Source organism: Adhaeribacter arboris (genome assembly GCF_003023845.1).
GTDB lineage: Bacteria > Bacteroidota > Bacteroidia > Cytophagales > Hymenobacteraceae > Adhaeribacter > Adhaeribacter arboris.
The window spans coordinates 5,490,652-5,505,623 of the sequence record NZ_PYFT01000001.1; the positions used below are offsets into that span (position 1 = coordinate 5,490,652).

The following is a 14,972-nucleotide window of genomic DNA, read 5'->3' on the forward strand; positions in this document are numbered from 1 at the left end:
TTTTAGTAGTACTAGCAGCAGTTTTGCTCGCTATCGGTATGTTTTTTCTGCCCAGAGTTATTATAAACAAAGATAAGCAAGGTGCCCTATCTAAATCAGGTGCGGCCCGCGATAAGGGAACCGCACCTGCTAAGGGGGAAGAAAGCCATGAAGGGCATGCCCATGCTCCCGGTGAAGGACATGATGCGGAGGAGATGGCCCACGTGGAAGCGACTCCGCAACAACTAGGTGAATTAAGTCTTCTTCGTCGTCAGTATAACCTGGAGAAAAATAGTTTGGCGCGCTTGAAACTTGCTAATCAGTTAGGGGAAAAGTACGCAGCAATCAGCAAGTTTGATAGTGCGGGTTACTTTTATGAGCAGGTAGCGGTGGCTCGCCCCGGTGAAACTGCTTACCAAAAAGCGGCCGATCAGTACTTTGAAGCTTTCAGCTTTGCCGCTACCGAAGACCGCTCGAAGGTATTAGGAGAAAAAGCCCGGAGTCTGTACGAAAAAGTATTGCAAAATAATCCGGCAAACCTGGACGCTAAAACCAATATTGCCATGACTTACATTGCCAGTGAGTCGCCGATGCAAGGAATTACCCTGTTACGGGAAGTAATTGCCACCGATCCAAACAACGAAAAAGCTTTGTTTAATTTGGGTATATTATCTATTCAATCTACGCAGTACGATAAAGCGATTGAGCGATTTGAAAAGTTGGTAAGTCTTAATCCCAAGCATGTGCAAGGTAATTTTTACCTGGGAGTAGCCCTGGCCGAAGCTGGTAAAAAACAAGAAGCGAAGGCTGCTTTAAAAAAAGCAAAAACTCTTAGCGATGACCCCGGATTTCAGGCTTCCGTAGATAATGAGTTGAGTAAATTGAAGTAATGGTATTTAGTTAAATTACTAAACTATTACTTTTGGTAAATAAAAAATCAAAAATTTTAATCCATTAAATTAAAAAATTATGCCTTGCGGTAAAAAAAGAAAAAGACACAAAATCTCTACCCACAAAAGAAAGAAACGTCTCAGAAAGAACAGACATAAGAAAAAATAACAGCTTGTTGTTTTTTTGCAGGCCCACGTTGCAGCGCGCAACCGTGGGTTTTGGTATTTTAGTTAACACCTAATCCTTAAAATAGTGAGTAATGAATTAATTATCAATTCTACTCAGGATGGGGAACGAATCGCGCTCCTACAAGATAAAAGACTGGTTGAATATCATTTTGAACGCAATGATACCAACTACACCGTAGGAGATATTTTTTTGGGCACCGTAAAAAAAGTGATGCCCGGACTGAATGCTGCTTTTATTGATATTGGATACGAGAAAGATGCTTTTCTCCATTATCACGACTTAGGTATTAATTTCCGGTCGCTGAGTAAATTCGTAAAAGTAGCACAGACGCAAAAAAACGCTACGGCTCGTTTAAGCCAGTATAAATTTGAACCGGAAATTGATAAGCTCGGAAAAATCAACGACGTGTTGAAAAAAGGGCAGCAATTACTGGTGCAGATAGTTAAAGAACCTATTTCTACTAAAGGGCCGCGACTTTCGTGTGAGTTGTCGTTGGCCGGACGGTATCTGGTGTTAGTTCCGTTTTCGAATACAGTAAGTGTATCAAAGAAAATTGTGAGCAAAGAGGAACGCCAGCGACTAAAACGGTTGATTATGTCCATTAAACCCGAAAATTTCGGGGTAATTATCCGGACAGTTGCCGAAGGTCGCGATGTAGCAGAACTGGATAAAGATCTGCGGAGCATGGTAGCCAACTGGGAAGAAGGATTTAATGTACTGCGTACAGCCAAAGAGCGCGATAAAGTTCTCGGCGAACTAGGAAGATCGTCGTCCATCCTGCGGGATATTTTAAACGAAAGTTTCGACAGCATAGTGGTAGATAGTGCCAAGCTGTACGAAGAGACCCGAAATTATATTGAAAAAATAGCACCGGATAAAGCCCGGATTTTAAAGCACTATTCAGGTAAAGTAAAAACCTTTGAGCAGTTCGGCATTGAAAAACAGCTAAAATCGCTGTTTGGTAAAACGGTAAGTATACCAGGTGGCGGTTACCTGGTAATAGAACACACCGAAGCGTTGCACGTAATCGACGTGAACAGCGGTAATAAATCGAACACTGAAACGGATCAGGAAGCCACCGCTTTAAATGTAAACCTGACCGCTGCCCGCGAAGTAGTGCGTCAACTGCGGCTCCGCGATTTGGGGGGCATAATTGTTACCGATTTCATCGACATGAAATCGGCGGAAAACCGCCAGAAAGTGTTTGATGTAGTAAAAGAAGAGATGAAAAGAGACCGTTCTAAATCAACGGTTTTGCCTATCTCAAAGTTTGGGTTAATGCAGATTACCCGCCAGCGCGTACGTCCGGAACAAAATATTGTAACCGGCGAAGTTTGCCCGACTTGTAACGGCACTGGTAAAATATCGGCCAGCATTTTGGTGACGGACGAAATCGAAAATACCATTGATGATTTACTAACGAACCAGAATCAGAAGAACATTACACTTTTCGTGCATCCGTTTTTATACGCGTATTACACCAAAGGCCTGATTTCGAAGCAATTGAAGTGGTTTTTCCATTATTATAAATGGATAGGAGTAATGAAAGATACTTCCCTTGGTTTAACGGAATATAAAATTATGGATGAACGAAACGAAGAAATTGAAGTACACTCCAGCGCCGTAGAGGTAAACAGTGTACAAGATAAGTTTGAAGCTGTAGACGAAGTAGTTTAATGAGCCCCCATTACTAATAAAAAATAAAACCCGCCGTTAAATAAACGGCGGGTTTTTTAATGGGGTCTAGTTATGAATATAAAATGAATTTAGATAAGATGAATATTCTTAAAACTTAACGCCTAAGTCGAGGGAAAAAACATTATTCCGAAGTTCTATCTTATCATTCTTACTTTCATAATAATCATCAATGCTGGCTAATCCTCGATGGTACGATATACCGCCGAACAATTTAGTAGTTTCTCCTACTTGGTATTCCAAGCCAGTTCCCAAAATAACATCGGCATCCAGTACGTTAAATCGCTTAGAATACTTTTCATTATTATTGGTTTGATCTAATTTTTCACCGTTCACTTTTGCTCCCATCCGCGGATTTAATGAAAAACCAGTTTGGAAAAAGATGCGCATATCCGGAGCTACTTCATTAGTAAATAGTTTTACTGTTAATGGGATTTCTAAGTATTGCAGCGAAATTTCGTCTGTGATGCGGCCATTATTACTTCCAGGTGTAATCAAAGAAGTAGGATAAGAAACGGTACCGCCTTTACCAGTAAAAGATAAGCCAGTGGAAAAAGCTGCATTTTCGGTAAAATATAAATCGGCTATTACCCCAAATCCAAAACGGAGATTGGCTCCTTCTTTTTCAAAATTTACTTCTGAAGGAGCAATGATACGACTGCCTGAGATATTTGGTGTAATTTTAATGCCTAATTCTAAATCCTGGGCGAAAGCAGTAGACGTAAAAGCCAATAAGAAGCAGATAAAGGTAATTTTTTTCATAGTTGTAAATTAAGTAAACGGATTAAAAGCCTATTAGTATAATAGTTTAGTTTTGTAGCAAATGTATTTAATAAAACGAAGCCAAATATTTGTTTTTCTTTCCTTGTTGTTAGCATTCAGCTGCCAGAAAAAATCCTGCGAGATGGATCCCAGAATTGCTGCCATTAACCTTAATCTGCCAATACAACGCCTGGAAAAAGACTTATACGCCAGTAAATCAAAAGAAGATGTGCAACGCTTTTTACAAACAAACCCTGTATTCGATCGCAAGTACCTGCAAGTTGATCCTAACCGTTTAGATGACAACTTTATAAACTCACTTTACGGGCTGGTTACCAATCCACAATTAAATAAGTTTGTGACGGAGACTGAGCAAACTTTTGGTAATCTGGAGACCCAACAGCGCGACTTGGTAACGGCATTTAAGCACATTAAGTATTATTACCCAAAAACAAATTTACCACGGGTCCAAACTTTTATTTCGGGTTTACTCGGGCCGGATTTAGTAGTGAGCGATAGTTTAATTGTTTTAGGATTGGATTACTTTGTAGGAGATAAGGGCAGTTATCGACCTAAACAACCCCAGTATATTTTATACCGGTACAAACCTCAAAATTTAATTCCGGCGGTAATGCTGCAGCAATCGGCTAAATTTAATTCTACGGATTTAGAAGATAAGCGCATGATGGCACAAATGATTTATTACGGAAAGTCGTATTATTTTACGCAACAGGTTCTGCCTTGCACTCCCGATTCAACCTTAATTGGTTTCTCCGATCAGCAAATAGCCGATATACGGTACAACGAAGGTAAAATTTGGGCGCATTTAGTAGAGAAGAATTTGCTCTTTGAAACCAATCACTTTAAAACCGGCAAATACCTGGAAGAGCGCCCCACCGTACCGGAAATTGATGCCAAATGCCCCGGTCGGATTGGCCGGTGGGTAGGCTGGCAAATTGTGCGGAAATACATGGAAGAAAATCCGACTGTTACCTTGCCGCAGCTCATGGCGGAAAAAGACGCGCAGAAAATTTTTAATAATTCGCATTATAAACCAAAACGCCGGAGTTAAAACAAATTGTTGAACTTATCTAAAAGGAGGTAGAAAGGGCTAGATGAAAATACCTGTTAAATGGATAACTGCTTGCGTATGGTCGGTTGTATGGTTATGGAATTGCAAATCGATTTCCCAGCAAAAAAAGGAGGCGGAGCTACCAGCAACTACCAAAAACCAGATGATTGAAAAGAAAAAAGTCCCACCTTTGCCTATTACGCTGAATAACCAGCAAACAGCGGCTCCAGTTATAGCGCCCGGGCATTGTCGCATTATCGGGAAAGTAATTGCTATTTCACCGGAACCCGAAGCCGGAGCTACCGGTATTTGTGGTAAAGTACCTTGCCGGGCAAAAATAAAAATTCAAAAAATATTAGGCTACGGGCATTCCTTTAATCAAACGCTGGCCATAGATCAGGAAGTCAACGCTTATTTTACTTTTTCCTTACAACCTACGGCTAAGCTGTTACCGAACATGACCACTCCTTTGTCTGGTTTAAAAATAGGCAGTTCTTTTCAGGCCGATATTTCACCAAGCGCGGAGATGGCCGGCACAACGGTGCCTTGGTACCAGGTGGCCGTTTATCAAATTCCTTAAATTTTATTACTGGTACTAGATGCTTTTTTATCTCGTTTTAAAGTAAAGTTATATAATCAATAAAAGTTAAAACTCTGATTTACTATGTTGGGTAGATACTGGTTAATGGCTTATATAGCCATTCGACGGGAAACTAATTTTCTTTATTACTTATCTTTTTGTGCATGAGGCATTCATCAACCAGGAATCGCTACGGGTTATCTATATTTTTCTTAATTATTCTTTTTTGTGGGGCGTTTTATTTTTCTACTGAAACTATGTTGCGAAATAAAGACGCCCAATCTGCCTCTTACTACATTCACCGCATCAAGAAAAAAGTAAAATCCGAAATTGGCTCCGAAGAAGATCCGGGTGCCCGCGCCCGCTATGAATTTGAGAGACTCAAAAATCCGTTTACCGGGAAAATTCCGGAAAATATTCGCGCGAAAGAATTAAGTTTTTCGGCCAGATTACCCCGCAACACAGCTTTATTGCGGTATAAAAATGTACATCCGGCGGCTAGGCGATTAATTGCCGACTGGAACCAACGCGGTCCGTTTAATGTGGGCGGGCGTACACGGGCTTTGGCAATCGACGTGGCCGACGAAAATGTGATTTTAGCCGGTGGCGTTTCGGGTGGTATGTGGCGCTCTACGGATAATGGTGCTTCGTGGGAGAAAACAACCGAACCCAGTATGCTGCACAGTGTTTCGGCCTTGGCGCAAGATACTCGCCCGGGTAAAACGAATATTTGGTACCACGGGAGCGGTGAGCTGGAGGGTAATTCAGCGGCAGCGCCAGCGGCCAATTACCGGGGCAACGGCATTTATAAATCAACGGATAACGGGGCTTCCTGGCAAATTTTACCGTCTACCCAAACCACTGATGTTACCACTTTTAGTAATGTGTTTCAGTGGAGTTGGCGCTTGGCCACTAACCCGGCTAATGCCAATCAGGATGAAGTCTACGCCGCTACTATTGGCGGTATTCAGCGTTCTGTAAATGGCGGCACCACCTGGACGAATGCCTTGGGCACGAACAGCGCCGTCCAAAGTAATAATTACTCCCGTTACACGGATATTGCCCTAAGTAGCCAGGGAGTGCGTTATGCTACCATGAGCGAGGTTACTACCAGTGGAACCGGCAGCTCGCCCCAAAAAGGTGTTTTCCGGTCAGTTGATGGCACCAACTGGACCAATATAACGCCGGCTAACTTTCCGGAAGGCTTCGAGCGAATTGTGCTGGCTATTGCGCCTGCAAACGAAAACATAGTGTATTTTCTGGCCCATACTCCCGGCTTTGGTAAGTTTGATGCCAGCATCTGGAAATATACGTACTTGTCCGGCGATGGCACTGGAGCGGGTGGTATTTGGGAAGATCGATCAGCCAACGTGCCTGATTTCCCGCAGGATATAGGAGATTATAATGCCCAGGATAATTACAATATGCTTATCCAGGTGAAACCCGACAATCCGAATCAAGTTTTTATTGGCGGTACCAACTTGTATATGTCCACGAACGGGTTTGCTACTGCTAATCAAACCCGCTGGATTGGGGGTTATCTGGTAGATGTAAATCCTTATCTGAATCATCATCCGGACCAGCACGCTTTGGTATTTTATCCATCTAATCCGAACCGGATGCTATCCGGGCACGATGGGGGGCTTAGCCGGGCTAATAATATCAATACTGCCGATTCTATTCGTTACGAAGATTTAAACCGGGGCTATATTACTACGCAATGCCACGCTATTGCCATTAACCTAAACGAACAGGACAACGATATTCTGGGTGGTTTTCAGGACAACGGCTCCTGGGTAACGCAAAATACGAATGCCACTACTAACTGGAGTGACTTATTGTTTGGGGACGGTGCAACGGCTGCTATTACCAGAAATTCCTGGATTGTTTCGGCGCAGGAAGGTTTTATTATCCGGTTTGCTTTTAGCAATACCAACGAATTTCTAGGCTATTCGCAGCTTAATCCAGCGGAGGTGGAAGGCTACGACTTTATTAACCCGTACCTTATTGATCCGAATAATCAATATGTGATGTATTTACCCAAAGGCGATACCTTGTACCGCAACAGCGATATTTCGACTATTCCGGTTTCCAAAGGTAATTTAAACGAAGAAACTCCTAATTGGCGGATTATAAGCACTGTCGAGCTTTCTTTATCCCGGCGTATTACCACGGTGGCGGTAAGTAAAACACCCGCCGATATTGTTTATTTTGGCACCGATAATGGTAAATTATTTAAATTAACGAATCCGGGAGGAGCCTCCCCAACCAGAACTACTATTACCGGAACTAATCTCCCGCCGGGTTATATTTCTTGTATTGCCGTAAATCCAGTTGATGCGAAGGAAGTAATTGTTACGTTTTCCAACTATGGGGTGATTAGTTTATTTCAAACCAAAGATGGCGGTACTTCCTGGACCGCAGTGGCCGGTAATTTAGAACAAAGCTCCGATGGTACAGGTAATGGTCCTTCTACCCGCTGGGTAAGTATTTTACCTTCTACCACCGGTGGTCAAACCAAATATTTTGTAGGAACCAGTACTGGTTTATATGCCACCGCCAATTTACAGGGCGAACAAACTATCTGGCTGAAAGAAGGCCAAAACACCATTGGTGATGTTCCGATAGATATGGTGTTATCCCGCTCGGTAGATAACTTAGTAGCAGTGGGAACTCACGGTAATGGGGTATATACCGTAAATTATAACGTGGATATTGAAAGCCCTGCCTCCGCCGATCAGATTGCGGTAAGAGCTTATCCCTCGCCGTTCACGGTAAATAATCCGATAACCATTGAATATACTATTCCACGCGCAAGCCGGGTAACTATTAAAATTTACGATGTAGCGGGGCGACTTATTACTACTTTGTTAGACGAAAGCAAACAACCCGGTAACAATACAGTGCAATGGAATGGCCGTTCGTCCACGGGAATCCAAGTGCATCGGGGTATGTACTTATATACCGTAGCTACTGCTACTGATTTAGAATCGGGTAAAGTGGTGTTTTTAGGTGATTAAGAAAACTGATTTTTGTGCCGCCGCCGAAAAATCTTGTAGGCAAAAGAAGATAAAAAGATTACGAAAAACAGGAAGGGCTAGTGTATGTAGCTGGCCCTTCCTGTTTCAAAGTATTGTTGAATTTTTAGCCTTTTTTTAGATATTGAGCGGCTTCTTTGGCAAAATAAGTAAGAATTATATCGGCGCCAGCGCGTTTCATGCTTAGTAAACACTCCATCATGGCTTTTTCGCCATCAATCCATCCATTTTGGGCAGCCGCTTTTACCATGGCGTACTCGCCGCTCACATTGTAGGCGGCAATAGGTAAATGGGAGTTGTCGCGCAGCAATTTTATAATATCCAGGTAGGCTAAAGCTGGTTTTACCATTAAATAATCGGCTCCTTCGGCAGTATCTAATTCGGCTTCCAATAAGGCTTCCCGGCTATTCGCCGGGTTCATTTGGTAGGTTTTCTTATCGCCAAATTTAGGCGCAGAATCTAGGGCATCGCGGAACGGACCGTAAAAAGCGCCGGCATATTTAGCGGTATAACTCATTATTGCTACATTCTGAAATCCATTGCGGTCTAATTGTTCCCGGATAAAAGCAACCCGTCCATCCATCATGTCGGAAGGAGCAATAATATCGGCACCGGCGCGGGCTTGCTCTAAGGCCATTTTAGCGAGTATTTCTAAGGTAGCATCATTTAAAATTTCGCCATTATCTACAATGCCGTCGTGGCCGTCGGAAGAGTAAGGGTCCATAGCCACATCGGTTACTAAAATCACATCCGGAAAATTTCTTTTTACTTCCCGGATAAAAGATGGAAATAAACCTTCGGGGTTAAAACTTTCCGTAGCAAAGCGGTCTTTTTTGCTTTCCTGAATATTGGGGAAAGGAGCAAAAGCTTTCACGCCGAGTTCTACACAAGCCGCAATCTCGTCGAGCATTCTATCGGGAGAATAACGCGCAATGCCGGGCATAGAGGTAATTTCCGCTTTCTTGTTTTCACCTTCCAGCACAAAAATGGGGTATATTAAATCGTTAACGGTAAGATTATTTTCCTGCACCAAGTTCCGGATTACTTCGGTTCTCCGGTTCCGGCGCGGACGTCTGGTTAAGTTCATGGGTAAATATTTTAAGTTTTAAGAGCTAGTTAAAATAAACCAGCTCTTATTATCACAAAGTTTAAACCTGTGCCGTTCCCTTGCAAGTAAATTTACTATTCCGTAGATTTTTACTAGATATGGTTCACTTAAATTTAAAAAGCTGTATGAACATCTTGTAATCTTGAACCTCGCTTTGCCAATAAATTTTTTTAAGAAGATACGTTTACGGGATAATCAGGAATAGATTTCAGTGGGCTGGTATTCAGATTTTGATTAGCAGGTTGCTCTTTAGAGATCAGAACCACAATGGCCAGCAAGCTCCACGCAACGGCTGAGTATACGCCACCTATGATAAAAGCCGTTGAAGTACGGCCAAGAATTACCATTGCTAAGCTGGCAATGGGGAACCACATACCCACTAGGAGCGGTACCAACCGGTGCCACCCGGGCAGAACTTTGGCCCATACTACGGTAATGCCTACTAGCAACATAATCAGGTTGCTGATAGGCCAGAAGGAATCCAGTATCCAGAACAAGGTAGTTCGATCTTTAGGGAAGATAAGTAAGTACACATTAGAGGCTTCCGCTAGGAGCAGAGTACAGATAATAACCCAGATTATGCCTTTTCCAAACTTGCTGGTGCCAGTAGCTTTCAAACGTTGTAAAGCAATAATACTGGCCAGCCAGGCCGATATGTACATAAATTCCCAAGCGCCGGTAAACCAGGAATACGCTAACTCTTGATTATATATTTCTTCTAATTGCATGCCGATAAAGAGGAACGGAGCGCCGATCAGGCCCAGTATTCCCAATGTTTTGTTGTTCATGAGTTTATATTTTAATTTTTAAAGTTTAGAAAGGTAGTTGCCAGCTGTTTAAAAGGAGGGCGTGGATGAATTTTGTTAGTTTGTTAATCAATAACGAATGGTTAGCGAGATGCTTCCGACGAGCATAAGTAAAAAAAGTATGCAACTACTTTGGTCCTAATTATGAATCATTAATTCTTTTGACCCATGTAAAAGGGTGTATTAGTGGGAGTAAGAATGCCGCTTTCGTAGGTGCCCGACGAACCACCCACCGGGTTAAAGTCAAATTCTAACCACTCGTACAAATTACCGTATTTTTCCCCGAGGTATACCTGTTTTTTACTGTTGTTTCGCTCACTCATAATAGAAATGTGGTATTCGGTTACCGGAATATCGCTTATATAATAATTCTGGTCTGTATCGCTGTTGATGGTAAAACTTTTAATGATGGGGTTGGTTGTGGAGGTGGGGGTGCCATCCAGGTATTTAGCATTTGGGGTGGGGGTAAGGGTAACTGTTACCTGCGTACCAGCGACCATGGCTGGTACCACGGCATTATCGTTAACAAATCTTAGCGAACCGCCAAAATAACCTGCACCACTTTTAATGTCCGCACCTCGGTCCGCAATCCGGCCGCTCAATTTCCAGACAAAGTTCTTTACTGCACCTTTATCACCGGCGGTAAAAGCATCATAATCTTTGTCATCGTTCATGCCTAAACGCAGGTGGTAAATTTTACCTTTATACTCTACTTCTTTCCAGGCGTAAATTTTCCAACCACCTACCGTAGACAAAGGTAAAGAGTATTTACCGTCCGGTCCGGTGGTGCCATCTACGTAAATGTTGTAGCCCGTAGGGTTTTCGGCCCGTACTTTCACGCCCGCTAACGGATTACCTTGCGCATCAACGGCTTTTCCGCTCACAGTATTGGCACCCGCCCCATTATCCGGTTTAGGGTCATTATCTTTAGTAGTACAGGCCGTAAAAGCGAATACTACCACTAAGTAAAAAAGAATGAGTTTAGTTAATTGTGTTTTCATGATGGGATTGAATTATTTGAGAGTTTAAGTAATAGATTAAGGAGAAAATAGGTTCTTGCTAGCCTTGGTTTTAAATAGAAGCGGACTGGCAGGTTTTTAAAGTTGTGCTTTTAATTTAGCGTATGTAGGGAATGGATATTGGTAATTCTTTTTTAGGTTTTAGCTGAAAAATTGTAGTTGGGACCAGGAGCAATTTATTTTGACGGATCTTTCTGTAATTTTAAATAACCCAGTAAGAGTTGGACATTTACAGAGATTGCCTCAGACTACTTGCCATCCCGCTTCAGCGGTTTTGTTTAAGATGGAAGTTTCTTTAACCGTTAGAACAACTATAGCCAGTAAACTCCAGGCAACTGCCGAGTAGTAAGGAACAAATACCATAATAGGAGCATCACGACCGACTAAAGCCATAATTAACATGGTTAACGGAAACCACAAACCAACTACTAGTGGTACATAGCGTTTCCAACTGGGTAGTACTTTAGCTTTTATAATGGAGATACCCACTATCAGCATAACTAAATTACTAATGGGCCAGAAAGAGTCCAGCGTCATAAATAAGATAGATTTATCTTGTGGGGCAAGGAGCTGGTATACATTGGAAATATTAGCTAAGGTAAGGGTGCTTATTATAACCCACAGTAGCCTTTTTCCAATTTGACTGTTACCGGTAGCCTCTATGCGGCGGAGAGCAAGCATGCTCGCCATCCAGGCCGAAATGTAAACAATGCCCCAAATTCCGGTTAGCCAAGAATTAGATAAAGCAGGATAGGTTTGTTCTGCCTGTGTACCAATTAAAAGGGCAGGTGCTCCAATAAGAGCAAAAATGCCGAGAGTTTTGTTGTTCATCAGTTTCGTAAAGAGTAGTGTTTGATTTGATACAAAGGAATAGCTTAAATTTTGGCTCTCAAGCATATAGGTGACTTACTCGCCTTATTTTAGGTTTCAATCGTAGAAAAAGCTGTTTGAGTGGTAGCTTTAGTTTTACTAAGATTTACTACTGCTTTTAAAAGTATATTTTAGATAAAGGATTGTACCAAAAAGGAGAAACTCGGCTCAAAGCTGAACCAACTTAAATAAAATACAGGGCTTCTAAACCTAAGGCTAACTTTCGTTTTCTTAAAATTTAAAATGCAGCGAATAGAAGGTGTAATTTTTAGGAATACCTACTGGCACAGGAATGCCATAGAAGCGGTTGCTCCGGCAAACACATTTAAGATAAATATTAAGAGGAAGGTTTTTGAGCGTATAAGTAGAAACCTTTAGCTTAAGCGCCCAGCCATTTTTTAAACTCTGGCGCCCGGTCGCGGCTTACGTACACCTCTTCGTTGGAAGCAGGCTTTAAAGCTAACTTGTATTTGCCGTTAAAATGCACGAAAATATCGCTAATGGCTCGGCGTTGAACCAGGTACTGGCGACTAGCCCGAAAAAACTTTCCGTTGTCTACTTGTTGTTCTACTTCTTCTAAAGGATAATCCAAAGAAAAAAAACGACCATCGTGCGTTTTAAGAAAGGTAACCCGGTCTTCACTGTAAAAGTAAGCTACATCGTTGGTATCTACCGAAACAAGGCGTTGGCCTTGCCGCACCAGAAAATGTTCCCGAATTGGTTTAATAGCGGGCGCGGCAGTGCGCCGCAACTCTTTTAACAACTCCTCTATCCGGAGCGTAGGCTGCTGGCCGTATACTTGTTGCAATTGTTGAAACTTAATTAAACTTTTTTGTAAATCTTCGCGCTGAATAGGTTTGAGTAAGTAATCAATGCTGTGCACTTTAAAGGCCTGCAAGGCAAACTCATCGTAGGCAGTGGTAAAAATTACCGGGCAGGTAACTTCTACTTCGCTAAAAATCTCAAAACTTTGCCCGTCTACCAGTTCTATGTCCATGAGTATCAGGTCGGGCATCGGGTGAGTACGCAAGAACTGCACACTTTCTTCAATGCTATCAGCTGGTCCCATAATTTGGGCCGCGGGTACAATTTGTTGTACCATTTCCAGCATGCGTTCGGCAGCTACAGTTTCGTCTTCTATTATTAAAATTCTCATGCTGCTTGTGCTTTAATAAGAGGAACTTTTACCGTGAAACAATTTGGTTCTTTTAAAATAATAACTTCGGGTTGATTAAGTATTTTGTACTTAGCCGTGATGTTGGTTAAACCCATGCCATTAGAAAGTACAGTGCCTCTTTTCGGTTGTAAATTATTGCTTATTACCAACCAGTCTTGCTCGCTCTGGATAATTACATCTAAGGGTTTGCGTACCGAAACCTGGTTGTGTTTCATGGCATTTTCCAGGAGTATTTGCAAAGTCAGCGGCGGAATCAGGCAATTCATTAAATTTTCGGCTACTTGCATCTTTAGGGTGATGCCCTCCCCAAAACGGGTACGCAATAAAAAAAAATAGGCCTGGGTAAATTGTAATTCCTGATCTAAACCAATTAGTTCTTTTTCGCTGCTCTGTAACAAGTAGCGATATACCTGGGCCAGTTCGGCAATAAATTTTACCGCCTGCACCGAGTCTTTCTCCACCAAAGCGGTTAAAGTATTTAAGCTGTTAAATAAAAAATGCGGTTTAACCTGGTTTTTAAGCGATTCGAGTTGGGCCATCAGGTTTATTTTTTTAAGCTCTTCGGCTTCTTGGGTGGCTTTTTTCCAGGCGTCCATATAAAATAATAATTCGTAAAAGGCGGCTACTAAAACGCCGAATAAAAAGGTATAAAGAAATCCATACAACAGAAATATAGGCTTAACCGCTAAAATCTCTTGTGGACTTTCGTGCAAGAGCATTATGACACCGTATAGAATGCCGTTAGCCGATAATACCCCGAAAGTTTCTAGAATGTATCTTTTCACCGAAAGTTGTAAGGCGTATCTGCGATGAAAAAAAAGTACCACGGCCCGGCTGGTTTCCCATATTATCACCGAAGCAATCAGAATATTATCTATTAACCCTTGCAGCGTTATTCTGCCTTCCATCTCCAGGGTTGCCGAGCCAAAAAGCCCGAATCGGAGCAGGGCTACCACTAATATCCCAATAATGCGTATTTGGTAGCTATGAGTAAGTTTCAAGAGACAACGGGCTAAGTGTTGGAATTAATACAAAGTAACAAGTTGCGTTCTTACAAGCAAATGGATAACTCTATCATGCCGCAAATGAAAGTTCTCACTCGTAATTAGGCTAGGTGCAGTACTCTAGAAAGTTACATCTTCTCCATATAGGAAATTGTACCGCTTTCATTAACTAAACGGATTTCCGGAATATTCCTGCTACTAGTGCCTAGTTCGTACCCCAAATAAGTTTTAGTACGGTTGGTCAATTCTTCGTCGCTGTAAGTAAAATGACCATCCGTGCTATTGGCGCTGGGTGCTGTGGTTTTTTCCCATTCTCCTTTTGCCCAAATCAAAGTCAGACGGCCATCGGTGCCTACTTTCACCCGGCCGGTTTCTTTGGAGGCCCCGTAAATACTATAATAAGTACTGGGGCGATTTTCGGTGTACCAGTAACGTTCTACTTTATTATCGTCTTTAAATACGAGGGTAATAGCGCCCGAAACACCAATGGCCTTCACAAATTGACCTTGGTTCCAGGCGTTCGCCAGCGAAATAGTGGTAGTAGACCAACTGCCTTTTAGTTCATCGGGTAAATTACTACCACCCGGATGCGGGCCGTATGCAGCACTGTTTTCTTCTTTTTCTTCGGTTTCGAGTAGTTCGCAACTGGTAAGAGATAGCAGGAATAAACAGGAAATAGATAAAATAGGCAGGAAAAAGAGCTTTTTCATTTTCTTGATTTTTTTAAGTTGTTAGGTGATTAGTGGGTTAGGTTTAATACAAAGTAATAAGGTCCACTTTCA

At 42.1% G+C, this 14,972-nt stretch carries 13 protein-coding genes; 5 read left to right on the top strand and 8 right to left on the bottom strand.

Features of this window, described 5'->3' with window-relative positions:
- Positions 1 to 38 precede the first annotated feature (38 nt).
- Together AHMF7605_RS22300 and AHMF7605_RS22305 are read left to right on the top strand one after the other, a co-directional pair.
- Positions 39 to 869: a tetratricopeptide repeat protein gene (locus AHMF7605_RS22300; protein WP_106932203.1), complete on the top strand. Its 831-nt coding sequence runs from the start codon at positions 39 to 41 to the stop codon at positions 867 to 869.
- Between the two features lie 253 nt (positions 870 to 1,122).
- Positions 1,123 to 2,736, top strand: coding sequence for an Rne/Rng family ribonuclease (locus AHMF7605_RS22305; protein ID WP_106932204.1), 1,614 nt, complete (start codon positions 1,123 to 1,125; stop codon positions 2,734 to 2,736).
- 108 nt (positions 2,737 to 2,844) lie between these two features.
- On the opposite strand, the gene AHMF7605_RS22310 is transcribed toward AHMF7605_RS22305, so the two are convergent.
- Positions 2,845 to 3,516 carry a porin family protein gene (locus tag AHMF7605_RS22310; RefSeq protein WP_106932205.1) on the bottom strand — a complete coding sequence of 224 codons (672 nt, stop codon included), beginning with the start codon at positions 3,514 to 3,516 and terminating at the stop codon, positions 2,845 to 2,847.
- A 61-nt stretch (positions 3,517 to 3,577) separates the two neighbouring features.
- Between AHMF7605_RS22310 and gldB the strand changes: the two genes are divergently transcribed.
- From gldB to AHMF7605_RS22325, 3 genes are all read left to right on the top strand, one after another.
- Positions 3,578 to 4,588 carry a gliding motility lipoprotein GldB gene (gene gldB / locus AHMF7605_RS22315; protein WP_106932206.1) on the top strand — a complete coding sequence of 337 codons (1,011 nt, stop codon included), beginning with the start codon at positions 3,578 to 3,580 and terminating at the stop codon, positions 4,586 to 4,588.
- A gap of 163 nt (positions 4,589 to 4,751) precedes the next feature.
- Positions 4,752 to 5,168 (top strand): hypothetical protein, encoded by a 417-nt coding sequence (locus tag AHMF7605_RS22320; RefSeq protein ID WP_106932207.1) that lies wholly within the window; start codon positions 4,752 to 4,754, stop codon positions 5,166 to 5,168.
- A 257-nt stretch (positions 5,169 to 5,425) separates the two neighbouring features.
- Positions 5,426 to 8,188 carry a FlgD immunoglobulin-like domain containing protein gene (locus tag AHMF7605_RS22325; RefSeq protein ID WP_158267588.1) on the top strand — a complete coding sequence of 921 codons (2,763 nt, stop codon included), beginning with the start codon at positions 5,426 to 5,428 and terminating at the stop codon, positions 8,186 to 8,188.
- Positions 8,189 to 8,312: 124 nt separating this feature from the next.
- Here the strand turns inward: AHMF7605_RS22325 and hemB are convergent, their stop codons facing one another.
- The 7 genes from hemB to AHMF7605_RS22360 all read right to left on the bottom strand — a co-directional run bounded on the left by hemB (position 8,313) and on the right by AHMF7605_RS22360 (position 14,900).
- Positions 8,313 to 9,293, bottom strand: coding sequence for a porphobilinogen synthase (gene hemB, locus AHMF7605_RS22330; RefSeq protein ID WP_106932209.1), 981 nt, complete (start codon positions 9,291 to 9,293; stop codon positions 8,313 to 8,315).
- 191 nt (positions 9,294 to 9,484) lie between these two features.
- Positions 9,485 to 10,102 (bottom strand): hypothetical protein, encoded by a 618-nt coding sequence (locus tag AHMF7605_RS22335; protein WP_106932210.1) that lies wholly within the window; start codon positions 10,100 to 10,102, stop codon positions 9,485 to 9,487.
- A 170-nt stretch (positions 10,103 to 10,272) separates the two neighbouring features.
- Entirely contained in the window at positions 10,273 to 11,121 is an 849-nt protein-coding gene (locus AHMF7605_RS22340) for a carboxypeptidase-like regulatory domain-containing protein (protein WP_106932211.1), read from the bottom strand.
- Positions 11,122 to 11,382: 261 nt separating this feature from the next.
- A complete protein-coding gene (locus tag AHMF7605_RS22345; RefSeq protein WP_106932212.1) occupies positions 11,383 to 11,970 on the bottom strand; it encodes a hypothetical protein in 588 nt (195 codons plus the stop codon).
- Positions 11,971 to 12,388: 418 nt separating this feature from the next.
- Positions 12,389 to 13,165: a LytR/AlgR family response regulator transcription factor gene (locus tag AHMF7605_RS22350; protein ID WP_106932213.1), complete on the bottom strand. Its 777-nt coding sequence runs from the start codon at positions 13,163 to 13,165 to the stop codon at positions 12,389 to 12,391.
- Entirely contained in the window at positions 13,162 to 14,187 is a 1,026-nt protein-coding gene (locus AHMF7605_RS22355; protein WP_106932214.1) for a sensor histidine kinase, read from the bottom strand. Before AHMF7605_RS22355 ends, AHMF7605_RS22350 begins: the two co-directional genes overlap by 4 nt.
- Before the next feature lie 131 nt (positions 14,188 to 14,318).
- The gene (locus tag AHMF7605_RS22360; protein WP_106932215.1) at positions 14,319 to 14,900 is read right to left on the bottom strand and encodes a hypothetical protein; all 582 of its coding nucleotides are present in this window, start codon (positions 14,898 to 14,900) and stop codon (positions 14,319 to 14,321) included.
- Positions 14,901 to 14,972: the final 72 nt, after the last annotated feature.

What these genes read in the sequence shown, in the direction of transcription:
- AHMF7605_RS22300 (WP_106932203.1), top strand. Translation starts at nt 39, where the DNA reads ATGTTTTTTCTGCCCAGAGTTATTATAAACAAAGATAAGCAAGGTGCC.
- gldB (WP_106932206.1), top strand. Translation starts at nt 3,578, where the DNA reads ATGTATTTAATAAAACGAAGCCAAATATTTGTTTTTCTTTCCTTGTTG.
- AHMF7605_RS22360 (WP_106932215.1), bottom strand. Translation starts at nt 14,900, where the DNA reads ATGAAAAAGCTCTTTTTCCTGCCTATTTTATCTATTTCCTGTTTATTC.
- AHMF7605_RS22325 (WP_158267588.1), top strand. Translation starts at nt 5,426, where the DNA reads ATGTTGCGAAATAAAGACGCCCAATCTGCCTCTTACTACATTCACCGC.
- AHMF7605_RS22320 (WP_106932207.1), top strand. Translation starts at nt 4,752, where the DNA reads ATGATTGAAAAGAAAAAAGTCCCACCTTTGCCTATTACGCTGAATAAC.
- AHMF7605_RS22350 (WP_106932213.1), bottom strand. Translation starts at nt 13,165, where the DNA reads ATGAGAATTTTAATAATAGAAGACGAAACTGTAGCTGCCGAACGCATG.
- hemB (WP_106932209.1), bottom strand. Translation starts at nt 9,293, where the DNA reads ATGAACTTAACCAGACGTCCGCGCCGGAACCGGAGAACCGAAGTAATC.
- AHMF7605_RS22340 (WP_106932211.1), bottom strand. Translation starts at nt 11,121, where the DNA reads ATGAAAACACAATTAACTAAACTCATTCTTTTTTACTTAGTGGTAGTA.
- AHMF7605_RS22335 (WP_106932210.1), bottom strand. Translation starts at nt 10,102, where the DNA reads ATGAACAACAAAACATTGGGAATACTGGGCCTGATCGGCGCTCCGTTC.
- AHMF7605_RS22345 (WP_106932212.1), bottom strand. Translation starts at nt 11,970, where the DNA reads ATGAACAACAAAACTCTCGGCATTTTTGCTCTTATTGGAGCACCTGCC.
- AHMF7605_RS22310 (WP_106932205.1), bottom strand. Translation starts at nt 3,516, where the DNA reads ATGAAAAAAATTACCTTTATCTGCTTCTTATTGGCTTTTACGTCTACT.